At 66.5% G+C, this 21,063-nt stretch carries 24 protein-coding genes; 15 read left to right on the top strand and 9 right to left on the bottom strand.

Annotated features, from left to right (window positions below; translation table 11 throughout):
• Positions 1 to 94: 94 nt before the first annotated feature.
• Entirely contained in the window at positions 95 to 1,300 is a 1,206-nt protein-coding gene (locus GQQ95_RS14790) for a metallophosphoesterase family protein (protein ID WP_157428444.1), read from the bottom strand.
• A gap of 132 nt (positions 1,301 to 1,432) precedes the next feature.
• On the opposite strand from GQQ95_RS14790, the gene GQQ95_RS14785 reads away from it, so the two are divergent.
• Both GQQ95_RS14785 and GQQ95_RS14780 read left to right on the top strand, forming a co-directional pair.
• The gene (locus GQQ95_RS14785; protein WP_157428443.1) at positions 1,433 to 1,738 is read left to right on the top strand and encodes a hypothetical protein; all 306 of its coding nucleotides are present in this window, start codon (positions 1,433 to 1,435) and stop codon (positions 1,736 to 1,738) included.
• Positions 1,739 to 1,946: 208 nt separating this feature from the next.
• Positions 1,947 to 3,464, top strand: a complete 1,518-nt coding sequence (locus GQQ95_RS14780) for a glyceraldehyde-3-phosphate dehydrogenase (protein ID WP_157428442.1) — start codon at positions 1,947 to 1,949, stop codon at positions 3,462 to 3,464.
• 87 nt (positions 3,465 to 3,551) lie between these two features.
• Here the strand turns inward: GQQ95_RS14780 and GQQ95_RS14775 are convergent, their stop codons facing one another.
• Positions 3,552 to 5,555, bottom strand: a complete 2,004-nt coding sequence (locus GQQ95_RS14775) for a hypothetical protein (protein WP_157428441.1) — start codon at positions 5,553 to 5,555, stop codon at positions 3,552 to 3,554.
• A gap of 113 nt (positions 5,556 to 5,668) precedes the next feature.
• Between GQQ95_RS14775 and GQQ95_RS14770 the strand changes: the two genes are divergently transcribed.
• Positions 5,669 to 6,844, top strand: coding sequence for a thiolase family protein (locus GQQ95_RS14770; protein ID WP_157428440.1), 1,176 nt, complete (start codon positions 5,669 to 5,671; stop codon positions 6,842 to 6,844).
• Between the two features lie 49 nt (positions 6,845 to 6,893).
• Positions 6,894 to 7,685 (top strand): SDR family NAD(P)-dependent oxidoreductase, encoded by a 792-nt coding sequence (locus GQQ95_RS14765; RefSeq protein WP_157428439.1) that lies wholly within the window; start codon positions 6,894 to 6,896, stop codon positions 7,683 to 7,685.
• A gap of 857 nt (positions 7,686 to 8,542) precedes the next feature.
• Here GQQ95_RS14765 and GQQ95_RS14760 read toward each other — a convergent pair.
• From GQQ95_RS14760 to GQQ95_RS14750, 3 genes are all read right to left on the bottom strand, one after another.
• Positions 8,543 to 8,959, bottom strand: coding sequence for a hypothetical protein (locus tag GQQ95_RS14760; RefSeq protein ID WP_157428438.1), 417 nt, complete (start codon positions 8,957 to 8,959; stop codon positions 8,543 to 8,545).
• A 907-nt stretch (positions 8,960 to 9,866) separates the two neighbouring features.
• Positions 9,867 to 10,298 carry a hypothetical protein gene (locus tag GQQ95_RS14755; RefSeq protein ID WP_157428437.1) on the bottom strand — a complete coding sequence of 144 codons (432 nt, stop codon included), beginning with the start codon at positions 10,296 to 10,298 and terminating at the stop codon, positions 9,867 to 9,869.
• Positions 10,299 to 10,372: 74 nt separating this feature from the next.
• Complete coding sequence (locus tag GQQ95_RS14750; RefSeq protein WP_170297080.1) at positions 10,373 to 10,729, bottom strand: Imm8 family immunity protein; 357 nt, start codon at positions 10,727 to 10,729, stop codon at positions 10,373 to 10,375.
• 169 nt (positions 10,730 to 10,898) lie between these two features.
• On the opposite strand from GQQ95_RS14750, the gene GQQ95_RS14745 reads away from it, so the two are divergent.
• Together GQQ95_RS14745 and GQQ95_RS14740 are read left to right on the top strand one after the other, a co-directional pair.
• Entirely contained in the window at positions 10,899 to 11,393 is a 495-nt protein-coding gene (locus tag GQQ95_RS14745; RefSeq protein ID WP_157428435.1) for a DUF2975 domain-containing protein, read from the top strand.
• Positions 11,393 to 11,596 (top strand): helix-turn-helix domain-containing protein, encoded by a 204-nt coding sequence (locus GQQ95_RS14740; protein WP_157428434.1) that lies wholly within the window; start codon positions 11,393 to 11,395, stop codon positions 11,594 to 11,596. The genes GQQ95_RS14745 and GQQ95_RS14740 overlap by 1 nt, the downstream gene beginning before the upstream one ends.
• A 74-nt stretch (positions 11,597 to 11,670) precedes the next feature.
• Here GQQ95_RS14740 and GQQ95_RS14735 read toward each other — a convergent pair whose 3' ends face one another.
• Positions 11,671 to 11,940 (bottom strand): hypothetical protein, encoded by a 270-nt coding sequence (locus GQQ95_RS14735; protein WP_157428433.1) that lies wholly within the window; start codon positions 11,938 to 11,940, stop codon positions 11,671 to 11,673.
• A gap of 130 nt (positions 11,941 to 12,070) precedes the next feature.
• Between GQQ95_RS14735 and GQQ95_RS14730 the strand changes: the two genes are divergently transcribed.
• Together GQQ95_RS14730 and GQQ95_RS14725 are read left to right on the top strand one after the other, a co-directional pair.
• A complete protein-coding gene (locus GQQ95_RS14730) occupies positions 12,071 to 12,259 on the top strand; it encodes a hypothetical protein (RefSeq protein ID WP_157428432.1) in 189 nt (62 codons plus the stop codon).
• Between the two features lie 103 nt (positions 12,260 to 12,362).
• Positions 12,363 to 12,848: a hypothetical protein gene (locus GQQ95_RS14725; RefSeq protein ID WP_157428431.1), complete on the top strand. Its 486-nt coding sequence runs from the start codon at positions 12,363 to 12,365 to the stop codon at positions 12,846 to 12,848.
• 135 nt (positions 12,849 to 12,983) lie between these two features.
• On the opposite strand, the gene GQQ95_RS14720 is transcribed toward GQQ95_RS14725, so the two are convergent.
• A complete protein-coding gene (locus GQQ95_RS14720) occupies positions 12,984 to 13,271 on the bottom strand; it encodes a hypothetical protein (RefSeq protein ID WP_157428430.1) in 288 nt (95 codons plus the stop codon).
• A 176-nt stretch (positions 13,272 to 13,447) separates the two neighbouring features.
• On the opposite strand from GQQ95_RS14720, the gene GQQ95_RS14715 reads away from it, so the two are divergent.
• Together GQQ95_RS14715 and GQQ95_RS14710 are read left to right on the top strand one after the other, a co-directional pair.
• On the top strand, positions 13,448 to 13,957 hold the full coding sequence (locus tag GQQ95_RS14715; RefSeq protein WP_157428429.1) for a hypothetical protein: 510 nt from the start codon (positions 13,448 to 13,450) through the stop codon (positions 13,955 to 13,957).
• Between the two features lie 754 nt (positions 13,958 to 14,711).
• Positions 14,712 to 15,059 carry a hypothetical protein gene (locus tag GQQ95_RS14710; RefSeq protein WP_157428428.1) on the top strand — a complete coding sequence of 116 codons (348 nt, stop codon included), beginning with the start codon at positions 14,712 to 14,714 and terminating at the stop codon, positions 15,057 to 15,059.
• Positions 15,060 to 15,106: 47 nt separating this feature from the next.
• On the opposite strand, the gene GQQ95_RS14705 is transcribed toward GQQ95_RS14710, so the two are convergent.
• Both GQQ95_RS14705 and GQQ95_RS14700 read right to left on the bottom strand, forming a co-directional pair.
• Positions 15,107 to 15,568, bottom strand: coding sequence for a GNAT family N-acetyltransferase (locus tag GQQ95_RS14705; protein WP_157428427.1), 462 nt, complete (start codon positions 15,566 to 15,568; stop codon positions 15,107 to 15,109).
• A 100-nt stretch (positions 15,569 to 15,668) separates the two neighbouring features.
• On the bottom strand, positions 15,669 to 16,214 hold the full coding sequence (locus GQQ95_RS14700) for a hypothetical protein (RefSeq protein WP_157428426.1): 546 nt from the start codon (positions 16,212 to 16,214) through the stop codon (positions 15,669 to 15,671).
• A 162-nt stretch (positions 16,215 to 16,376) separates the two neighbouring features.
• Between GQQ95_RS14700 and GQQ95_RS19490 the strand changes: the two genes are divergently transcribed.
• The 5 genes from GQQ95_RS19490 to GQQ95_RS19485 all read left to right on the top strand — a co-directional run bounded on the left by GQQ95_RS19490 (position 16,377) and on the right by GQQ95_RS19485 (position 20,812).
• Positions 16,377 to 17,072: a hypothetical protein gene (locus tag GQQ95_RS19490; RefSeq protein ID WP_212275479.1), complete on the top strand. Its 696-nt coding sequence runs from the start codon at positions 16,377 to 16,379 to the stop codon at positions 17,070 to 17,072.
• Between the two features lie 97 nt (positions 17,073 to 17,169).
• Complete coding sequence (locus GQQ95_RS14690; protein ID WP_157428425.1) at positions 17,170 to 17,643, top strand: hypothetical protein; 474 nt, start codon at positions 17,170 to 17,172, stop codon at positions 17,641 to 17,643.
• Positions 17,644 to 17,748: 105 nt separating this feature from the next.
• Positions 17,749 to 18,243, top strand: a complete 495-nt coding sequence (locus GQQ95_RS14685; protein WP_157428424.1) for a hypothetical protein — start codon at positions 17,749 to 17,751, stop codon at positions 18,241 to 18,243.
• Positions 18,244 to 18,599: 356 nt separating this feature from the next.
• Complete coding sequence (locus GQQ95_RS14680; RefSeq protein ID WP_157428423.1) at positions 18,600 to 19,373, top strand: SDR family NAD(P)-dependent oxidoreductase; 774 nt, start codon at positions 18,600 to 18,602, stop codon at positions 19,371 to 19,373.
• A gap of 920 nt (positions 19,374 to 20,293) precedes the next feature.
• On the top strand, positions 20,294 to 20,812 hold the full coding sequence (locus tag GQQ95_RS19485) for a DUF7882 family protein (RefSeq protein WP_212275477.1): 519 nt from the start codon (positions 20,294 to 20,296) through the stop codon (positions 20,810 to 20,812).
• The last annotated feature ends 251 nt before the right edge of the window (positions 20,813 to 21,063 follow it).

Below are 21,063 nucleotides of genomic sequence, written 5' to 3'. Positions count from 1 at the left end.
CCGCCGTCGGCTTCGTGCCCCTTTTGCGAGCACCGGCGCGCAATGGCGCCTGGACGATCGCGAGTCTACGCGACGCCGCCCGCACCCTCGAGGGTCAGATCGCGGCCTGCCTGCGGGCGAGCGGGGTGGGCTGCATCGGCTGGTCGTTCGCCGTGAGGTCGATGCCGAGGTCGCGGGCGTAGACGACGCGCGTCGCGATCGCGACGTCGTCGCCGGTCTGCGTCAGCTCGAACACGCGGCCGCCGCGCATGCGGTTGCGCTCGGCTCCCGGCAGCCCGTACGCGCCGAACCCCGTGCCGGGGGCGTAGCCGAGGAGCACGCCGTAGTAGTCGCCGACGTAGTCGTTCACGTGGTCGTGCCCGACGAAGACGCCCTTCACGTCACCGCGCTCGAGGATCGCGTTGAACATCCCGGAGTTGATGGGGCCGGGGCACTCGTCCTCGTTGCGCTCGCCGACGATGCCGTGACGGGTGCGCCCGCGCGCGGCATCCGCCTCGGTCCTCGTGTCGACGCCGCCCCACCACATGAACCGGTGCTCCCAGAGCGCGATGTGCACGAACATGAGGCCGGGGACCTTGCGGCCGAGTCGCTGCTCGAGGCGCTGCGACTCCTCGCGATACCACGCGACCTGGTCCATGCGCAGCCAGTCCCAGGCGGGGTAGCCGGCGAAGTCCTGGCCGTTGATCGAGTCGGGAGCGTAGCGGCCCGAGTCGAGCAGCCACAGCGCGAAGGCCTCACGGCGGTCGTTGGCCGAGCGGATCGGCACGATGGTGTTGCCCGTGCCGGTCACGCCGGCGATGTTCTCGGCGTTGTAGTTGAAGTCGTAGCTCCGGTAGAAGTCGAGCATCATCGCCTCGTCGACGCCCGACTGCGGCAGCGAGTCCTCGTCGTGGTTGCCGTAGGTCACCGCCCACGGGATGCCGCGGCTCTCCATCGGCCAGACGACGTTGTTGATCGCCTGCTTGACCGCGAGGCGCGTCTCGCAGCCGCCCGTGATCACGTCGCCGTTGATGAGCGCGAAGTCGGGCTTCTCGGCGTCGAGCGTCTTCTCGATGAGCTCGACGGTGCGCCGGTCGGTGAGCTCGTCGTCCTGCGTGTCGTTGAACTGGACGACCTTGAACGTGCCGTCGCCCCGGAACCGGAGCTTCGGCGCGCGGCCCGACGGGCTTCCGGCGGGCGAGCCCTTCCCTGCGGACGAGGGGCTCGCCTGGGCGGCACCGGCGGGGATGGCGGCGCCGATCGCGCCGAGCCCTCCCGCAGCCAGGATGGTTCGGCGGCTGACGCCGGACGGCTCGGTCATTCGGTGCTCCTCTGCGCTCGCGAGCCCTGGACGGCTCGACGGGTCGACGCTAGGGAGCCCGGATGTCGCGATCGGAACGGCCGGGTGAACGGTCGTGGTCCGCTGCGGCATCCGCAGGGCAGAATGGGTCGGGTGAAGACGATCCAGCTGCGCCGGTACACCCTCGTCGACGGCGAATACGACGCGTTCCTCGAATGGTGGCAGGGCGCGATGCCCGTCGTCCGGCCCGCCGCCGGGTTCGCGATCGAGTTCGCCTACGGCCTCCGCGAGTCGAACGAGTTCGTCTGGGCGGTGAGCGCCGAGGGCGACCGCGACGCGTTCCTCGCGCTCGAGCAGACCTACATGGCCTCGGAGGCGCGTGCCGCCGTGTTCGCGGGCGTGCCGCAGCGGGTCGCCGTGCACGACGTGCGGTTCGTCGACGACGCGCCGGTCGGCTGAGGCCCGACGCACCCGCCGGCTGAGCGCCGCCGCGTCGGTCGCGGGCGTTCCCGCCCGCCAGCCCGTACAGTGCGCGCTCGGCGCGGAGTCCGTACGATCGAGTCATCCCCCGAAGTGAACCGTGGCCGATGCTGCCCACCCGCTCGCGCGGCCGCGCCTGACCCTGGTCGATGACGCCTGCTCGCGTCCGCGGCCGAGAAGGAAGATCGTGAGTCTCGAGTTCGACGCCAGCCGTGCCGAGTGGATCGCCCGTGAAGAGCTCGCCGAGCGGATGATCCCGCTCATCGGCGGCCTCTACCGCGACTTCGGGGTGGTGACCTCCATCCACGGCCGCCGGCTCATCAACCGCTCGCCCGTCGAGCTCCTGAAGGCGCACCGCTTCGCGCGCCAGGCCGGTGACGTCGAGCTCGACCTGGCCGACTCCATGCGGATGCTCGAGGCCCTGCGCGAGATCGGGCCCGGCCCCGCCTCGGTCGACATCGCGCGCCTCGTGGCCCGCCACGCGGCATCCGGCGAGGACGGCGAGCGGATGCCGCTGGCCGACTTCCTGCGCCTCGAACTCGCTCCCGTCGTCGCCGCCGACGGCGAGGCGCTCCCGACCCGCGAGGGCACCGACGTCGTGCTCTACGGGTTCGGCCGCATCGGGCGCCTGCTCGCGCGCATCCTCATCGCACATGCCGGCGACGCCACCGGTCTCCGCCTGCGCGCGATCGTGGTGCGCAAGGGCGCGGCGAACGACCTCGTCAAGCGCGCGAGCCTCCTGCGCCGCGACTCGGTGCACGGCTCCTTCGCCGGCACGATCGAGGTCGACGAGGAGGCGAACACGATCCTCGCGAACGGCACGCTCATCCAGGTCATCCACGCGAACGACCCCGCCGCGATCGACTACACGGCGTACGGCATCCGCGACGCGATCGTCGTCGACAACACCGGCCGGTGGCGCGACGAGGAGGGACTCTCGCAGCACCTGCGCTCGACCGGCGTCGCCCGCGTGCTGCTGACCGCGCCCGGCAAGGGCTCGATCAAGAACATCGTGCACGGCATCAACCACGACGACATCTCCGCCGAGGACCGCATCCTCTCCGCGGCCTCGTGCACCACGAACGCGATCACGCCCGTCCTGAAGGCCGTCGACGACGCGTACGGCGTCGTGCGCGGCCACGTCGAGACCGTGCACTCGTTCACGAACGACCAGAACCTCATCGACAACTTCCACGCGGGCGATCGGCGCGGCCGCTCGGCCGCGCTCAACATGGTCATCACCGAGACCGGTGCCGCGAAGGCCGTCGCGAAGGCGCTGCCCTCGTTCGCGGGCAAGCTCACCGGCAGCGCCATCCGCGTGCCGACGCCCGACGTGTCGCTCGCGATCCTGAACCTGCGGCTCGAACGGCCCGCCGCCAAGGCGGAGCTGAACCGCTATCTCCGGCAGGTCTCGCTCACCTCGCCGCTGCGCCAGCAGGTCGACTACATCGAGTCGCCCGAGGTCGTCTCGACGGACTTCGTCGGCTCCAGCCGCGCCGGGATCGTCGACGGGCTCGCGACGATCGCCGACGGCACCGACGCGGTGCTCTACGTCTGGTACGACAACGAGTACGGCTACTCCTGCCAGGTCGTGCGCGTCATCGAGGCGATGGCGGGCACGCACCCCGTCGTGTTCCCAGCGCGCGAGCCCGTCGTGCTCGAGGCCTCGGCGGCCCTCGACGACACCGTGCTCGTCGCCGGCTGAGCCGAGCCAGTCAGACGGAGACGGTCGCCCCCGCCTGGTCGACGGATGCCGCGTGCCGAGGTCTGCCACGCGGCATCCGTGTTCCCCCTAGCCGTCGAACCTCGGAACGTCGAGTCGCACGTCCTGCACCCTGATGGCGCCGATTCCCGCCGCCGACTGCGCCGCCCTCGCCGCCTCCGCGAGCCTCACGGTGTCCGCGACCTTCACGGATTCGGCGAGCCGCACCGATTCGGCGAGCCGTGTCGCGTCGGCGAGCCTCACGGCCTCGGCGAGCTTCACCGCCTCGGCCTGCCTGGCCGCTTCGGCCACCTGCAGTCGCTCGAGCACCACGCCCTGGGTGAACTCGACCTGGAGGCGCTCGATCTCGCGGGGATCGAACTCGAACACCGGATCGGGCGTCGGCCGTTCGAACGGATCGGGCTTCACCCTGATGTCGAGTTCCTTGATGCGGCGCGTCCAGCACGAGATGACCGTCGGCAGGTCGTCGGGGTTGAATCCCTCGAACCAGCCCTCCGCCTCGAAGCGCACCTGCGCGCTCGCCGACCCGCCCTGGTCGCTCACGGTGCAGACGATGTCGGCCCCGAGTCGGATGCCGCCGGGAGAGGTGAGGCCGAGCTCGAAGGTCACGGGGTCGATGGTGTAGCCGACGGGGAACGTGGATCCGTCGAACGGCACCTGGGCGGTTCCGCCGGTGCCGCCGACGGGAACGCCCCCGATGCTCCAGCTCGCCGTGGGCGCCATCGCGGCCGGGACGCCGGCGCCGCCGAACCCCGCGGTGCTGATCGTGAAGATCTCGAGCGTCGACGTCGCATACGTGCCGCGGCGGACGGTGTCGCCGCACGGGGTCTGCTCGGTGGCCTCGGCCCCGACGGCGCCGAGCACGTCCTCGCTGCGCAGGCGTGACGCGAGGGTCACCGCCCGGGCGGCGGCACCGGCGGCCACCCGCAGGTCGACCCACTCGCGATCCGGATCGACGCCGGCGATCGTCACGGTGAGCGGGATGCCGTCCAGCGCCACGTCGGTGTCGATCGAGTTCAGCGGGACCATGCCGCGGTACCACGGGCGCACGCCGTCGCCCGCGACCTCCGTGAGCGAGTGCACCACGACGCCCTCGCGGGAGACGTCGGGGCCCAGCACGTCCAGGCCCGAGTCCCAGCCGGTTGCCGTGCGGAACTCGACGTAGACGCGCCCGGCGCCGCTCGCCGGTTCGCCGTTCGGATGCAGGACGAGCAGCGTCGGCTGGCGGCCGGAGCCCGTGCGCGCGACATCCGCCGAGGCGCTGCGGAGCCGCACGGAGACAGGACCCGACGCCGGGAAGGGGCGCTCGACCACCGAGCCGGCCATGGCCTCCGGCATCTCCTGGTGCAGGTGGGCCCGCGAGAGGTTCGGTCCGGCGGACCCGAAGGTGCCGGCGTTCGGCCAGCCCGCCACCGCGGGGATGCTGCGGGTCGGCGACGAGGTCCATCGGGGACCGGTGCCGAGCCAGCGAGAACCGAACGACGCCGAGGACATGAGGTCGTACGGGGATCCGTAGACGGGTTCGGCGATCACATTCGCGTCGCGCGGGTCCCAGTCGGCGCCGTTGTTCAGCAGGCCGTACGAGTGGTCGAAGCCGAGCACGTGGCCGACCTCGTGGGTCATGAAGGTGTGGTCCCCGGTCGCGACGGCGATCACCGCCGTGGGGAAGCCGCGCACGGTCGTGGCTCCCGCGTCGAAGTCCTGCGTCACCGTGGCGGGCTCGCCCGGCTGCCCGGCCTTCGGGTTGGCGATCTGGCGGCGACCGGGGTACATGAGCACCACGACCCCGTCGAATCCGGCGAGCGGGTCGTGATCGGGGAACTTCGCGCGCAGCGCGTCGATGGCGCGCTCGGCCTGGGCGACCCGGGAGACGTCGGCGCCGAGTTCGACGAGTACCCACGGCATCAGGGAGGAGTCGACGAAGTCCAGGTGTCCGCGGGTGGTGTCGCTCCAGTAGCGGAGCACCGAGGAGGAGCCGACCATGAGGAGGTCGATGAAGGGGCGGTCGGCCACGGCGGGTGCGGCACTCTCGTGCCTGGCCCGGATGACGGCGAGTCTCGTCTTCTTGGTCATGCCCACGATCATTCGGCGCGGGCCACCCGGCCGTATCAGGGTCGGCCCTGACGAGGTCGTGGGGCGGGCACCGAGCAGGAGCGCGGCCACCGCACCGGTCGTAGGCTTGGAGCATGAGCACCGAAGCCGTCATCGTCGACGTGATCCGCACCCCGGTCGGGCGAGGCAAGCCCGGCGGCATGCTCTCGGGCGTGCACCCGGTCGACCTGCTCGCGGGCGTGCTCGACACGCTCGTGAACCGCAACGACCTCGATCCCGGACTCGTCGACGACGTGATCGGCGGCTGCGTGAGCCAGGTGGGCGAGCAGTCCTCCAACGTCACGCGCAACGCCGTGCTCGCCGCCGGGTTCCCCGAGCACGTGCCGGGCACGACCATCGACCGGCAGTGCGGCTCGAGCCAGCAGGCGGCGACCTTCGCGGCGCAGGCCGTGCTCGCCGGGCAGGCCGAGATCGTCATCGCCTGCGGCGTCGAGTCGATGAGCCGCGTGCCCCTCGGCTCCGGTGCCGCGGGCGCCGATCCGTTCGGCTCGCGCCTCGCCGCGCGCTACCCCGATGGCCTCGTGAACCAGGGCGTCTCCGCCGAGCTCATCGCGGCGAAGTGGGGCCTCTCGCGCGACGAGCTCGACGCGTACGCCGCGCGCTCGCACGAGCGCGCGGCGGCCGCCGGGGCATCCGGGGCGTTTGCGACCGAGGTCGTGCCCGTGCCGGGCGTCGACGGCCTCGCCGACGAGACCGTGCGCCCCGGCACCACCGCCGAGGGCCTCGCCGGCCTGAACCCGGCGTTCCGGACCGACGCGCTCGCCGACCGGTTCCCCGAGCTCGACTGGCGCATCACGCCGGGCAACTCCTCGCCCCTCACCGACGGCGCCTCCGCCGCCCTCATCATGAGCGCCGACGCCGCATCCAAGCTCGGGCTCGAGCCCCGCGCACGCTTCCGCTCGTTCTCCGTCGTCGGCAGCGATCCGCTGTTCATGCTCACGGGCGTCGTCCCGGCGACCGAGCGCGTGCTCGAGCGGGCGGGCCTCACGCACGAGGACATCGACGCCTACGAGGTCAACGAGGCCTTCGCCTCCGTGCCGCTCGCGTGGCTCGCCGAGACCGGAGCGGATGCCGCGAAGCTGAACCCCCGCGGCGGCGCGATCGCGCTCGGCCACGCGCTCGGCTCGAGCGGGACCCGGCTGCTCACGACGCTCGTCAACCACCTCGAGGCGTCCGGCGGCCGCTACGGCCTGCAGACCATGTGCGAAGGCGGCGGCATGGCGAACGCCACGATCATCGAGCGACTCTGAACCGACCGGCTCCGGCCACCCACCATCCGCATCCGAAGGGACCCACCACATGCAGCTGACCGACGCAGGCGCGATCGTCACCGGAGGCGCTTCCGGCCTGGGGCGCGGCACGGCCTCCGTGCTCGCCGCCGCGGGTGTCGAGGTCGTCATCCTCGACCTCCCCGGGTCGCCGGGCGAGCAGACCGCGCACGAGCTCGGCGAGCGGGTGCGCTTCGCGCCGGCGGATGTCACGGACGAGGCTTCCGTGCAGGCCGCGATCGACCTCGTGCAGGAGCGCGCGCCCCTGCGCATCGCCGTGAGCTGCGCGGGCATCGCGACGGCCGGGCGCACGGTCGGCCGCGACGGCCCGATGGCGCTCGAGGCGTTCGAGCGCACGATCCGCATCAACCTCATCGGCACGTTCAACGTCGCGCGGCTCGCGGCGGCCGCGATGGCGGCCAACGAGCCCGTGCTCGCGCAGGCGCTGCCTGGGGTGCCTGAGACCGCGGAGCGCGGCGTCATCGTGAACACGGCGTCGGTCGCGGCCTTCGACGGGCAGATCGGGCAGGCGGCCTATTCGGCGTCGAAGGGCGGGGTCGTGGCGATGACCCTGCCGCTCGCGCGCGACCTCTCGAAGCTGCTCGTGCGCGTCGTGACGATCGCGCCGGGAATCATGCAGACGCCGATGATGGCGGGCATGCCGCCCGAGGTGCAGGCCTCGCTCGAGGAGCAGATTCCGCACCCGTCCCGCATGGGCACGCCGGCCGAGTACGCGGCGCTCGTGCGCCACGTCGTCGAGAACCCGCTGCTGAACGGCGAGACGATCCGCCTCGACGGCGCGATCCGCATGCAGCCGAAGTAGGTCGCGCCGCACGACGACGACGCGGTGAGCGGGCGGATGCCGCGGCATCCGCCCGCCCGTCCCGACGCCGTCAGACGTGGGCGCCCGCTCCCGCGCCCGCTGCAGGTTCCGCTCGGAGTTGTCGCCATTGCGCCGGATCCACGGCATTCGCCCGCGGCGGAGCGGGCGGAATTCCGCGGTAGATGGCACATTCCTACACCTTGGCCGGCATCGGCGAGTGGCCCGCCACGGCCCGCAAGCGGATCCGGATGCGGGCCGACCTGATGTCGGCGGGAGTTAGGGGCGGCGGATTCGCCGCCCCTAACTCCTCGCCCTACAGAGGCACCTTCGTGCTCGAATCCGATCGGCGCGGCCGCCGCATTGAGCTAGAAGCGCCACGTCACGCTGCGAGTGGCGGTCCCTCCACCTTGATCCAGGGGTCGATCACGGCTTGGTATACGACACCCAGCCTTCCCAAACCTTCCGGGTCGACAGGTAGTAACACCCGCTCGACCGGATGTTGGTATATCCCGAATAGGATGCCGACCTGACCGTCCCCTCCATCGCGGAGAGGCACCCGCTCTTTGTCGGTTTTTGAATCCAACTCGTCACCTGTGTGGCCGCCATCGCAGGAGCTGCAGTGACCAGTGAAGCTCCAACGAGGACAAGCCCTACAACGCTGCTGACAACCGACTTTCTCAAACGATTCATCATTCCTCCGGTTCCGGTGAGCATTCTCAGGGCGACGGTGCGCCCGCGCTCAACTTCGCACACAAAGCATCTCGATGATCGAAACTGACATGCCCCTGTAACAACCTTGAACAAACACGCTGGAGCGGTTGCCGATCCCACACGGCGACCGTTCTCGCCGACTGCCGCTACTTCTCAAGCAGCGCCGCGAGCGCGGCTAGGTCGCGCTCGAGGCTGTCCTGGACCTCGGCAGACATTCGGCGCGCCCACTCCTCTTCGCCCGGACCAACCAGCCATGCCGAGAGCTCGACGTGTGTTCCGTCGAATCCGTCGACGGCCTCGTGATGCACTGTCAGCTCCACCTCACCGAGTTCCGTCGTATCGGCGTAGACGAACCCGGGTCCGACCGCCGTGACGCGGAACGGCGCTTCCTCACCCCCGACCGCCCTCAGCACCCCGCGCGCCCCGATGCCGAAGGGCTCGGACAACCGGAAATACTCCATGCTCGGCGCCCACTCGGGGTGCGTCTCGATGGCGCACCAGCGCTCGAAGAACAGCACGGCTGGGGCGGAAGATGAGCGGCGGGTCCGGGCTATCTCGATCACGCATCCGACGCTAGCGGTGATCACCGACACGTTCGATAGGAAGGGCTCAAACGAGTCGACTCCACCCAGGGCAGTCGTAGTTCCTTGTCGCCCTTCAAGCCCGGGACCGCCCAAGCCGACCCGTGTTGGCAGCGAAGTGTGAGCTGTCACCAGCCCAACCCAGAAGCGCTCCTCATAAACCACTTCGGATGCCGGTCCATGAACGGTTGCCCGCAAACGGATCCGCTAACGGCACCCGCTTTGTGGGGGTTCGGTCGAGTTTTGTTCAGCCTGCGATAAGTCGGCGACCCGCGTCGAGTATCAGTCCAACGGACAGGACCACCAAGAATCCGGATACCAGCGCAAAGGTCCCGGTCGTCGAACTCCGAGCGCTCGTCTCGCCGACGCGGCGCGGCAGTCTCTCGAGTCGTTCCTGAGTCTCGCGCGCGCGTGTTGCGCGCGTGAAGAAGAGCCACAGCCCGAGTGCGACGCCCGCAAATCCGGCGAAGAGTTCAATGAACGTATTGATCGGTTCCAAACGGTTCAGCTCCGCACCTTGGTGTGAACAGTGAGTCGTCCGGTGCAGCAGAGCCCGCGAAGCGAGCCGGACGCATGAGCGAGCCTCTCACGCCACCTTCCGCAGGGCTAGCCGTAAGCCGATCCGCTCACGGGCACGCATCGATCACCCGCAAGGCGTCTCGGTAGGGTCGTCGTGTGAGAAAGGGTGGGTGGTCCTGGGGGTCGCGGTGTTGCTTATCGCCGGGCTAATCGTGCTCTACGTTCTCGGGCTCCTCGGCAACTCAGCCGTCTCCTAGGTGGGCGCGAGTCAGCCCGCTGGCGGATCCGCTTGCGGCCGTCCGGTCGACGGATCCCTGACCGCATCTATTTGGCGACGATGAGGCGGCGGCACCGATCAGTGCACGTTCGGCTAACCCGCAATCATCGTGCGCGGCACCCAGAACACCGGGTGCACGAGTCGCACGGCTCCGTCACTGGTTCTCAACGCCTCAGTCTCGGATGAAAAGGCAGACCCGTCGTAGAGGATTCCCTCGAACCTGACCAAGAGACTGTCGTCGGTAAACGGAGCAATCGTGAAGGAAACTGACGAAATCGACGGTGGCGCGCTCTTCGCATCCAACCAAGATTGCGAGTCGCTCAAGCACATCGGTACATCTGCCGCCTGCTCACGACAGAAGGCTTCGAAGTCGCCGTCTCCGAACGCAGTGCCGGCCCCGTCGATCACGTCGGTGACGGCGATCTTCGTTTCGTGCTCTGATGCGGGTGCAGGTTGGCTGACGCATCCCGTGAGCGCGAAGAGACCTATCAGGCAGACCGCACCAGTGACCGGACGAACGTTCATCCGTCAAAGCTAGCGGGGCCGGCCAAGCGAGAATCGCCGAGGCCGCAATGCGATCCCTCAGCAGAGCGCCTGGCTCAAGGGCGGTAGTCCTCGAACTCCCAGTGGCCGAGTCGACCGAGGCGTTCCGCGATCTCAGTCCAGGTGCCCCCTTCCAGGGGCTCCACTCTGAGTGCGAGCCAGTCTTGGAGCGCTCGCTTGTCGAACTCGTCGAGGTTGACGATTAGGTGATGCCTGCCGTCGTAGATTCCACCGGCTGCGCTGCAAGCGCGGGCTAGCCACTGGGGCGTGCAAACGGTGACTTCGAAACTCTCCTCACCGGGGCCGTCAGATGGGCCCACGATCAACCGAGCGTGGAGATAGAATTCCGTCGGCTCAGCGGAGAGACTCGCCGGATCCGGCTCGAAGGCAAGGCTTCTCAATGTCGCGCGCATGAGTCGATCGTCCCGCATGAAGCGGATGCGAGGGCAGTGACCACGCGTGCTGCTATTCAGAGCCCGGTGGCCGATCGACTACCGGGCTCAAACCCACCGTGGCTAGACGGAATCGACCGATGGGTTGCATCTATTGACTTTCGATAGGTGATCTATCGACAATCGATGCATGGATTTCGACCTTCCGCGCCCCTCTCGCAGTCTCGTCATCTTCACCCAGTCGCTCTTGGCGGTGCTGTTCTTCGTTGGTGTTGGGGCGCTCGTGCTCCTGCCCGGCATCAGTGCGGAGGTCGCGGCGAGCTTGCCTGAGTACGCGGATCTGCGCGGTCCGCTGCTCGCCTTGGCGATTGCGTTCATTGCTCTCGCGCTCGTGGCGCTCGCGATGATCTCGTTGCTCGTGCACCGCATCTACCGCGGAACGGTGCTGGCCCGCACGTCCTTGCTCTGGGTCGACGTGCTCGTCACCTCCCTCGCGTGCACTGTCGTGCTCGTGATCACCAGCTTCGTGGTAATCAGCAACGGGCAGGCCGGCAGCCCGGCGCTGGGGCTCATTCAGGTGATCGTCGTGCTCGTCCTCGTCGTGTTGACCTGCGTCACTCTCGTGCTCCGTTCGCTGCTTCGGCGCGCGATGCTGATGCGTGCCGAGCTGGAGGAGGTCATCTGATGCCGATCCGCATCTCGATCGACCGCATGCTCGTCGAGCGCCGGATGAGCGTCGGCGACTTCGCCGACGCGATCGGTATCACGCCGGCGAACGTCGCCGTACTCAAGAACGGTCGGGCGAAGGCGGTGCGATTCTCCACACTCGACGCGATCTGCCGCGTCCTCGATTGCCAACCCGGAGACCTACTTCACTACGAGGAATGAGCGGAACGAACGACCCGTTGGGCGCCCATGATGGATCCCTCACAGCGGCGGCGATCCGGCCTAGCTAGCCGCGGTCATTGCTTCCCAGCATCTCGGCCGTTTCTCGCCTCGAACTCTGAGAGCCGCTGACGCGCGGTGCGGAGCTGCCAAGATGCGAACCCGATGAGGACGGCGCCGATGACGAGCTGCAACACGAAAATCCACCCGCCGCCCGCGATCAGCTGGACCACGCCAAAAACCGTCCCTACGATGCTCAAGCCGAGCAACCCGATGCCGAAGATCCGCACGCGCTCGATCGCCATCCGCTGCATGATCAGCGAGGGCTTCGCTCCTTGATCGTCCATGATGCCCCTGCGCCTTGCCGCCTCCCGAGGGCGACGTCCAAGCAAGATCCCGGTTCGTGCCCGATGTTATGCCGCTGACAATAGCCATTTGGCTCGGTAACCGCATCAGCATCGGCCTACGCTGTCGGTGATGCCGACCGAAGGATTCGCCGTGTCCGATGAGAACACTTCTGACCACCACGTCCCGTCCGCGGAGAAGCCGAGCGTTCCCGAGCTCGAGGCTGACGAAACCATCCCGCCACGGCCGGAGGAAGAGATCGCCGACGTGCTGCGCGCCGAGCCCGACCTTGAGGACCACAGCCGGCATCCAGAGGCCTGAGCCGCTCCAGATGACGATCCCTGAGCGCTCTCGCTGCCGGGGCGTGGTGGGTGGCCCGCAGCGAAGGTAGCTGAGATTGGCTGTGGGGTAGACACTGACCTTCATGGAAGTGATTTGGGCGAGCGTCATAGCGGTGTTGGGCACACTATCCGGAGCGGCTCTCGCCTTCGCGCTACAGAGCCAGCTCAGTAAGCGTCAATTGGCGGCAGCTAGACGTGATCGACAACGAGAGGAATACATCACCGCAGCGGCTGATCTCTTGACGACGGTGACAGCGCTTATGCAGGCCGAATATAACCGCGCAAAGAAACGGATTGAGGGGGTAGCCGGCGATGCGCGTGAACAGGCAAGGCAGGATGCCTACGATCGTCGAACAGCTGCTCGCATCGCGCTGTACCGGCTCCAGCTCGTTGGTAACCCGGCGGAATATCGTTCAACGGGCGATGAGGGCGGCAAATTGATAGACCTCTGTCGACAGATCTCCGCCGGGACAGCGACAGTCACGGATGTGGAGTCCCGCCGCCAGGCGGCGCGGGCGGCACTTGACACGCTTATCGGTAGCGCGAACGCGCGTGTGAGCCAGCTATGACGGGGATCTAGCCAGCTCGGACGATTGCTGAACACCCAACGATCCAAGCGCTTCGCAGAAGGATCCGCCTGCGGAGCGTTCACCGATCGCTCAGCGGTCCGTTCGCGATAACAGCCCTAACCGATAATGAGTCGCTCAGGACCGCGATTCTTCATCGGACCTAGAGAGCCATTCATCGAAGTCGTCGATGACGTCATGTATGTCCTGTCGATCGTTCTCGGGAACTTGCCCGCTTCCTATCGCTACCTCCAGCCCGCGCACGATCGTCTGGACGGTGTCGGCATCGAGATGTCGAGTGAGCCAGAGACGAGGGTCCAACGGCGTTGCGACGAGGACCGAGGGAAGTTCCGCGGCCGCCCTTGCGAGGTACTTGGCGTCCTCCTCGTCGAGGCCTGTTGCGTCAATCGACCAGTAATCGCCCATGGCGCTCACGATGCACGCAAGGGCAAGGTTGCCGCAAGCCGATCCGCCTGCGGGCGCAAGTGACGACGATTTACTGGTGCGGAAGGATCTATCGGGAGTCTCGCCAGCCGGAATCGCCTGACGCCTCATCGACTGACCCGGTTGAAGTATCGCGGGGCGGCGCGCCATGCTGAACTATGGACGTCTCGGCCTTGGTTGCAGTGGGGTCACTTATTGTCGCCGCGCTCTCGCTCGGAGTTACTTCATTCCTTGCGGTCTTGAATCGTCGTGCTCAGATCGCAGACCGTCAGGCGCAGGTCGCCGAGGCCCACCAGACCCGGCTGTGGGAGCAGAAGGTGCCGACCATCATCGAGTACCTGATCTGGTTGGAACGTCACGCCGACGACAAGTCACTCGAGAGTTATCCCGCTCCCGATGTCGACCTGTACGTCCGGGTGACGACGTTCGGGCCCAAGGACGTGGCCACCGCGATCGCGACAGCTCGGCTGGCGTTCGCACGCCTTCGCGACGCCTCAGCCGGCTACAGGTCTGGAGGAGGGGATGCGCAATCAGTGCAAGACGCCAGCGAAGCGGCCAAATGGGAGCTCGACAAGCTTCGGACGATGCTCAAGAACGAACTCGTCCTACTCGCTCCGTTCGCCGCGGCGGCGAACCGCAGTCTCGTCAGACTAAGACCCAAGGACTAGCGTCATAACGTTCGACCGTGAGATTGGCGTGGGCGATGCGCGATCCTTCAGCGGATGTCTCGCGCGAGGATCACTCGGGGCTGTTCGTACCATCGTCGAGGTAGACGGTGGCGTAGACGTCGACCCCGAGCTCGGCAATCGCAGCAGCGAGCTCGACGGGTAACACGAAGCCGCCTTGCATGGAATCCGAGTCCGAGGACCACCAGATCCTCGCAGAACAGTCCGGCGGGAGGAGCGGAAACCGACCGACTCCAGGGCGGGCAGCCGCGACAAGATCACGTAGTGCTCGAGTGCCGGTCGTGTCGTCATCTGTGTTGAAACCGTGGTCGACGTCGATCGTCCACACGTTGTGGTCCAGCTCCCGGCCGGAGCGGCTCACGGACCCTCGAAGCTTCGTTCGCGTCGGGACCAGTCCGAGGATCTCGGAGATGAGCGTGGGGTCTGTCTGTCTCGACACGACCGTCAATGAAGCGCGCCCTGACTGAATCATGACGCGAGCCTAGATGCACTCACGACCAACATTCGGTTGTGTGGCGCCGTCCTCGCAGACGGATCCGCTTGCGCGACTATCCACCCTGTGACGATCCAAGCGACCCCTGCGATTCAGAGTGGGCGCGCTGGGCGACCCGCCCGCGGGCACGCCGCTAGTCGAACTCACTCATCAGATCGGGCGCACCGATGAACTGGCTGCAAAATATGATCGGCGTGTGAACTTCGACATGTTCGAGCCCGCTGAGCCCGCAACTGATGTCTGATGAGCGCGGCCATGGAAGTCCCGCTGCTGTCAGATCTCGACGGGCTCGCGGTGGAAGTGGGTCCTCCCGAGAGCCTCGGGTTGGCCAGCGTAACCTGCTGGGCAGATGACGGCTCGGTCGTCACCCTGAGGTGGGATGAGATCGCGAAGTCGGTTCATGTGCGGTGGACGGAGTCCGGCGAGGATCGCTTGATCGTTGAGCGAGAGGCTGTGACGAAGGTGTCAGTTCGCGAGAATTCCGGACGAGTCGAGTTCTGGGTTTGGTCGGACGGTGGAAGTCTCGGCGGACAACTCGTCGTCCGGGTCGGTGAACGCGTGCACGTCTCGGACGCTCTTCTCCGCAGATAGAGAACGTCCGCTCGAGTTTTGGGCTCACGGTCGCACTTGCGGATCCCTCAGTGCGAGGAGGTCCCGTCAGTCGGCTGAGGTGTGAAGCGCAGCACGTTCGTGTCCCTGCGGACGAATCCGACAGCCTCGTACAACCGCAGTGCTGACTCCCGCGAGGGGCGTGAGGTCAGGTCGAGCGTTCGAAGTCCACGCTCTGAAGCGAGACTCGTCAAGCGCTCGAGCAGGAGCCGCGCGACACCCCTGCCTCTCATCGTTGCGTCGACCACCACGTCCTCAACGTGCCCGCGCCAACCTGTCGGCAACGGCACGGTTACCAACGTGGCCATCCCGACGATGCGCCGGCCGTCACGAGCGACGAACAACTCGATCCCATCGTGACCGAGCATCGCCGCGATGCGCGATCGGTCGAACGCTGCCGTGGAAAGCTGACCAAGCAGCAGCTCGAGCTCGGCGGCATTGGCATCGCTCAACTCCGACAACAGCTCTATCTGCACGCTCGCCTCGCTCATGACCGAAGGCTACTGGCCAGCGTGCCATCGAGTCGCTCCGGGATCCGTGAGCGGGCTGACTGACCAACAGCGAGCCATTCCGGCGACACTGGGCCCGGGCTCACCCGTCGAATACTGCGCCGCTGGCAAAGGCCGCATCTTCGGGAAGCAGCTCGACGAGAGTCGGCGGGCAATCATCGAAGATGGTCTTGTCGGCGGAGGGCCCCGCACTCGACTGGAACTCGGCCTCAATTCCGTAGCACGTGTACACCGTGCTCGGCCCGGAGTATGTTCGGCCCTCGTCGGTCACGATATCGGGGCGCGGACCTGAAGCGATGAACACGGAGAACCCGGCCGCAGAATCGGTCGATGAGACGTCGTAGATGGCCACCCCACCGCTTCGTAGATCCAGGGCAGCCGCCGAGGCTTCCGATCCGTCCCACCGCGGGACTTCCTGCCCGTCTAGATAGGCGCCCGGCTCGCCGTCCGAAGGCTGAGAGAGGTCCCAAGACAGCGCATCCTCGAAGGACGCGATTTGCCTCCACAGCGCCCCGTCGATCCCGCTGTCATGGCCGTGATACTCAGCGCGGCAACCGGTGAGCAGAATCGGCAAAGCGGCCAACACCAGGAACGCTCGTCGGTTGGCACTCGGCGTCGTCGTCACCAAGTCACCTTCTCATCACGGTCGGTCCAGCCGCGTTGTGCCCGCCGTTCGCAAGCGGATCCGGTTGCGGACGCCGGCCGGCGGACCGTCATGCGGTCGGTTCGCGCCGCGGCTGTCGATCGGTATCAGTGGCACCTCATGAACTCCTGGGCCCATGATGAGTCCGTGATCACATCGGCCGATGAGTACAAGCGGTGGTTCGACGCGCCTCAATCGAACGAACGCGTTCGCAAACTCCGAGAGCCAGCATCGCAAGAGACCTGGGTGGACATCATCCAGCGTTTCCCTGAGTGTCGTGCCGAAGTGGCATGGAGCCGCCACACTCCAGTCGTCGTTCTCAAGATCCTCAGATGGGATGCCGACGAGCGCACGAGGTGGCGTGTTCGGACAAACGCGCGCTGGATCGACGAACACCCGGATGATGCACTTCCTTGGGAGGACGATCCTTCCGTCCCGATACAGTTCCGCCTGAGTGACCAAGAGCGACAGCTGCTCCAGTTCGGATTGACTGAATGGAGCGGTCCGGCGAAGTGCACGCATGAGTTCGCGGTCGCGATGGGCTTTCGGGACGTGGAAGATCTGTTCATTCAAGGCAACCGAATCGGTGAAGCGATCGTCGCCGGTGAGCCTTTGAGCCGAACTGACTGGACGAAAGCACTCCTGTCCACGGAGGTCGTTTTCATGAGCAACGTGATCGGCTCAGGATGGGACTGGGAAACGACCACAGGATTATCAGATGAGTCGACTCTGCAGATGATCCGCGCGCTGCAGCGCAAGATCGTCACGGGCGGCGTTATCGGCCACGTGTTCGGAACCCGAGTCGGACCTGCCGGATGGTCGGAACCAGTTCATCGTCGCTGATCGGACGTCCGCAGGCGGATCCGTCTACGGTCGTCCGGTTGCCGACCGGATTGCGGGCGGCTTGGCTTCGCGTCCCTGGGCACGTACGTTCCTGAACGTGACGATGAAATGGCTCACCCGTGAATGGGCTTCAGGCGGGCTCGATGACGACGAGTGGGACCAGCGGTGGGAGGAGTACCAGGCCCACAACGACGAGGTCCTTCCTCGACTGAGCAATGGTGCGGAGCGATTGATCCAGGAGATCAACCTGCACGACGCGCAGATCCACGCCTTCGAGCACCGAGTCGACAATGACCTCGTGATACGCGCGTTGACCGGCGACCTGCAGGTTGGTTACCAATTCATCGAGCTGACCTTCCATGACTCGCAACTCCGCCTCGAGCCAGGCTCGACCCTCGAATCGCTGCGGCTACTTCACGACGAGACAGAGATCCTCTACGACGAAGTTGACGTCGAAGCCGACGGTCGATTCGTGCACCGGGTGCTCCTCTGGCCGCAGGGCGAGTACGAGGTGGTCTTCACAAGCCTCGCCGAGCAAAGAGAACCAGCCGCCCCCAGCGCCCGTCGATGATCCCGCAACGTGCGCGCAGGGGGATCCGCCACCGCGACAAGCGGGTTCTGCCTCGTGGGGATGAATTCACCTCGCTGAAACACCCGGCTGAGCCAACATTGGGGAATGAGCGCAGCCGTGATCGTCCAGCCACCACCGACCAGTGCGATCATGTCGCTGGTGGTCGGGTGGCTCGTTCCGCTGGCGATTGGGATCTACTACGTCTACTGGCTGATGCCCAGTGCCCTCGGGATAGGAGTAGGCGGCGCGTACTCGGAACTCAGGAAATGGGTGCCCTGGTTGCTGCTGTGGGGACTCGGCTGGATTCTGGTGTCAGGAGTCGTCCTCATCCTCCAAGCTCGTCGCGTGAAAGCCGCGCCCGCACGACGTCGAGCAGTAGCTGGACTGTGCTGGGTCGTTGCAACCGTCGAACTCGGCGCGTTGATCGTCGCCGTTCCGATGAGCTCCGCCCTCTCGAAAGCCGACTTCGTTGGGTCATACCCGGCCAGTTGGCTTTGGCTCACAGGTATCTGCATCGGACTGGTCGCCCTTGTTGCGGCCCTAGTGCTTGCCGTGTCCGACACGATCGCCTCCGAAGGGCCCTCGCCGTTCGGGAGGTGACTCTCTCACCGCCCGCAAGCGGATCGCTCTAAGCGACGGCGGCATCGAATCCGTCGAGGTCAGGATGCGCGGCCGTTAGAGTGCCGATATGACCCGTCAGCATCGGTCTTCGAGTGTCTGGTGGCCACTGCTTGGTCTCGCCTTGATTGTCATTGCTGCCGTACTCGCGTTCTCGGGGGTAGGCAGTTGGTGGATATTGCCTGGCTGCCTTGGTGCAGGCCTACTTGGAGCTGGCCTCGTTACCTACCTTCGGAGTCGACGCCCTCGGCCGTGAGGTTCCCTGACCCTTGATGCGGTCAGCGATCCTGTTACGCGATCCCGTATCGCCGCTTCCTTGGATTCGACAGAATCGGAGAATGTCGAAGAAGCAGGCCCTCGGCGCTGGGGAGCAGGACGGGTCGGCTGCCCGTCGCAAGGTGGTGCTTGTGACAGGCGCTGGTCGGGGCATCGGTGAAGCGATCGCGCGGGCGTTCACCGCAGCCGGCCACTGGGTCGTCGTCACGGACGCGGTCGAGCGCCGCGCTGCGACCGTGGCATCCTCGCTCGGCGCGGAGTCCGCTGTGCTCGACGTCACCGACGGGCTGCAGTGGAAAGAGGTTGTCACGTCGACCGCGCGTCGTCACGGAGGGCTGGACGTCCTGGTCAACAACGCCGGGATCGGGTTCGCGGCGCCTCTGGGCCGCACCTCACGGACCCAGTGGGACAAGGTCCTCGCGACGAACCTCACAGGTCCGTTCCTCGGTTGCCAGGCAGTTGCGCCAGTCATGAAACGCGCTGGCAGCGGGGTGATCGTCAACGTGTCCTCGATTGACGGCATCCGGGGGCGGCAGGGTCTGCACGCCTACGCGGCGTCGAAGGCCGGGCTTCGCGGCCTCGGACGATCCCTGGCCGTGGAATTGGCCTCCAGCGGTATTCGGGTGAATACCGTCTTGCCCGGGCTCGTGCCGACATCGATGACCTCGCGCGTGGACTCGGATTCGTTCGATATCCCGCTTGGTCGCCCCGCCCGCCCCGAGGAGATCGCACACGTCGTCGCGTTTCTGGCCTCGCCCGGTGCGAGCTACGTGTCCGGGGCCGAGATCGTCGTCGACGGCGCACTCACCGCGGGGATACCCCGGCGCGACACCTGATCTCCGTTGGGTATGGATCCCTATGGCGCATGGACTCGAGCCGCCGTCACTAACCGTCTGCGCACGATTGCCCTTGACTGGTTGGTTCACCGGCGATCCGTTACGCCACACCTTCGGTTAGCATTTCGCCAGCAGATTCCGCCAGCGTTGGACGACAGGGATTGGAGCATCGAGGTGAGCGTCCCGGTGCGACAGCGTTCAACTCAGAGGCTGTGGGTGGTTCTTGCTTGGTGCGCTGCCGCGGTTGGCCTGTTCTCCGTCGCATTCACAAGTGTTTCTGCACAGCATCCGAAAGCAACCCTTGGCGTGGTGAGCGGGACAATCGGTGCGATCATCGCCGCGCTGATGACGACTGCGACTGGCCGTAGGGAGCTCAAGCCCGCGCAGTTCGTGAAGTACACAACGACTGCGCGGGTAGTTACTGTCTCCTGGTTGCTGGCAGCAGTGCTAGTGATCGGGGGAGGAGTCTTCGGCGGTCTGTTGCGCGGGGAGAGTTTTGCGTTCGGCGCCGGGTGGATTGTCGGCGCGTTTGAAGCAGAGTTGGGGACACTTGTCGGGCTAGCAAGCGTGATCCTTATCCTGGGACCCGGATATAGCGAGTATTCTGACGCACGCGCAGCTACGGAGTAGTCCCCGCCAGAGGAAATGCACGGCGTCGACGTCACCTGCGCGATATTTCGGATGCAGGTGCGGGAGAACGTGTTCAGCTGAATCTACGGTGCTGGTGTGACGTCCGCCCGTACCAGTTATGACGATGCCACCATGTGAGGCGTTCCCCTGCGTCGCAGTGTTCTTGATGAGTGTCGGTAGGCCTTGCGTCCCGGTCGCCAATCGTCCCCCGCGGACGCCGGGCCCGCCGCATCCTCGCGTAGCGTCTGCCATGGCCGGGCCTGGCCCGGACCCCGCCAGGTTCGGTTTGGATGAAATTCGAAACCGCGTCCCAACCGGAGGCGGCGGTCACCAACCCAGCCCGGGCCGGACCTCCTGCACGTGTGATGCACAAGGAGGGCACCTCTGATGTTTCGTCCCGTTCCGGACCGCTCTTGCGAGATCGAGGACTGACCATGGGAACACTCCAATACGACGGCGTACTCATCGAGTTCGATGACCGGGTCTTGGCGCACATTCAAATCGTGATCACCCAGAAAATCCGCCGCGGCGAGAGCTTCCTGATGTCGTGGCGCGACTCCGTCGATTACGGGAATGGCCACAGCGCCGTTTGGATTCATCCCGCGCAGAACCTCTTCTTCAAATTCTCAGGCGGCCGGAATCCTGCCATCAATGATCTGTGGGTCGCAGAGCTCTTCGAATCCGCGAACAGCTCCCGCGGCATGCTCGTCTCCAAGGAACCCGACGGCTCAGGCAATGGCGCTCGACTCGCAGAAGGTCACGCCGTAACGCGGCCGGTCATGCGACCACACGTCAAACCGCAACAGTGACGGCCGTCGCAACGGCCCGCAAGCCGGTCGGGCAGCGGGCGTGAGCCGACCGTCGAGTGAACTTCGCCGGCCCGATGAGAGGGTGCCCGTTTACCCCGCCCGGTGAAACCGCCCGCACAGGTACGGCGGATTCTGATGATCGACGCAACAGGACAGGTGGTTGCAGGCTATCGGAGTGCTGGTTGCGGGGTGCGGTGTTCGTGTTTCAGGCGTCGTGCTGGGGTGTCGTAGTCGAGGGTCTTCCGTGGGCG

Origin of the sequence: Agromyces salentinus (assembly GCF_009749395.1) — a bacterium.
GTDB classification, from domain to species: domain Bacteria; phylum Actinomycetota; class Actinomycetes; order Actinomycetales; family Microbacteriaceae; genus Agromyces; species Agromyces salentinus.
Note: the sequence above shows the minus strand (reverse complement) of the source record. Positions and strands in the feature narration are given on the sequence as shown.

What these genes read in the sequence shown, in the direction of transcription:
- GQQ95_RS14725 (WP_157428431.1), top strand. Translation starts at nt 12,363, where the DNA reads ATGGAAGTGATTTGGGCGAGCGTCATAGCGGTGTTGGGCACACTATCC.
- GQQ95_RS14720 (WP_157428430.1), bottom strand. Translation starts at nt 13,271, where the DNA reads ATGGGCGATTACTGGTCGATTGACGCAACAGGCCTCGACGAGGAGGAC.
- GQQ95_RS14765 (WP_157428439.1), top strand. Translation starts at nt 6,894, where the DNA reads ATGCAGCTGACCGACGCAGGCGCGATCGTCACCGGAGGCGCTTCCGGC.
- GQQ95_RS14770 (WP_157428440.1), top strand. Translation starts at nt 5,669, where the DNA reads ATGAGCACCGAAGCCGTCATCGTCGACGTGATCCGCACCCCGGTCGGG.
- GQQ95_RS19485 (WP_212275477.1), top strand. Translation starts at nt 20,294, where the DNA reads ATGAAATTCGAAACCGCGTCCCAACCGGAGGCGGCGGTCACCAACCCA.
- GQQ95_RS14730 (WP_157428432.1), top strand. Translation starts at nt 12,071, where the DNA reads ATGCCGACCGAAGGATTCGCCGTGTCCGATGAGAACACTTCTGACCAC.
- GQQ95_RS14755 (WP_157428437.1), bottom strand. Translation starts at nt 10,298, where the DNA reads ATGAACGTTCGTCCGGTCACTGGTGCGGTCTGCCTGATAGGTCTCTTC.
- GQQ95_RS14685 (WP_157428424.1), top strand. Translation starts at nt 17,749, where the DNA reads ATGAGCGCAGCCGTGATCGTCCAGCCACCACCGACCAGTGCGATCATG.
- GQQ95_RS14735 (WP_157428433.1), bottom strand. Translation starts at nt 11,940, where the DNA reads ATGGACGATCAAGGAGCGAAGCCCTCGCTGATCATGCAGCGGATGGCG.
- GQQ95_RS14740 (WP_157428434.1), top strand. Translation starts at nt 11,393, where the DNA reads ATGCCGATCCGCATCTCGATCGACCGCATGCTCGTCGAGCGCCGGATG.
- GQQ95_RS14790 (WP_157428444.1), bottom strand. Translation starts at nt 1,300, where the DNA reads ATGACCGAGCCGTCCGGCGTCAGCCGCCGAACCATCCTGGCTGCGGGA.
- GQQ95_RS14750 (WP_170297080.1), bottom strand. Translation starts at nt 10,729, where the DNA reads ATGCGCGCGACATTGAGAAGCCTTGCCTTCGAGCCGGATCCGGCGAGT.
- GQQ95_RS14680 (WP_157428423.1), top strand. Translation starts at nt 18,600, where the DNA reads ATGTCGAAGAAGCAGGCCCTCGGCGCTGGGGAGCAGGACGGGTCGGCT.
- GQQ95_RS14775 (WP_157428441.1), bottom strand. Translation starts at nt 5,555, where the DNA reads ATGACCAAGAAGACGAGACTCGCCGTCATCCGGGCCAGGCACGAGAGT.
- GQQ95_RS14705 (WP_157428427.1), bottom strand. Translation starts at nt 15,568, where the DNA reads ATGAGCGAGGCGAGCGTGCAGATAGAGCTGTTGTCGGAGTTGAGCGAT.
- GQQ95_RS14715 (WP_157428429.1), top strand. Translation starts at nt 13,448, where the DNA reads ATGGACGTCTCGGCCTTGGTTGCAGTGGGGTCACTTATTGTCGCCGCG.
- GQQ95_RS14745 (WP_157428435.1), top strand. Translation starts at nt 10,899, where the DNA reads ATGGATTTCGACCTTCCGCGCCCCTCTCGCAGTCTCGTCATCTTCACC.
- GQQ95_RS14710 (WP_157428428.1), top strand. Translation starts at nt 14,712, where the DNA reads ATGAGCGCGGCCATGGAAGTCCCGCTGCTGTCAGATCTCGACGGGCTC.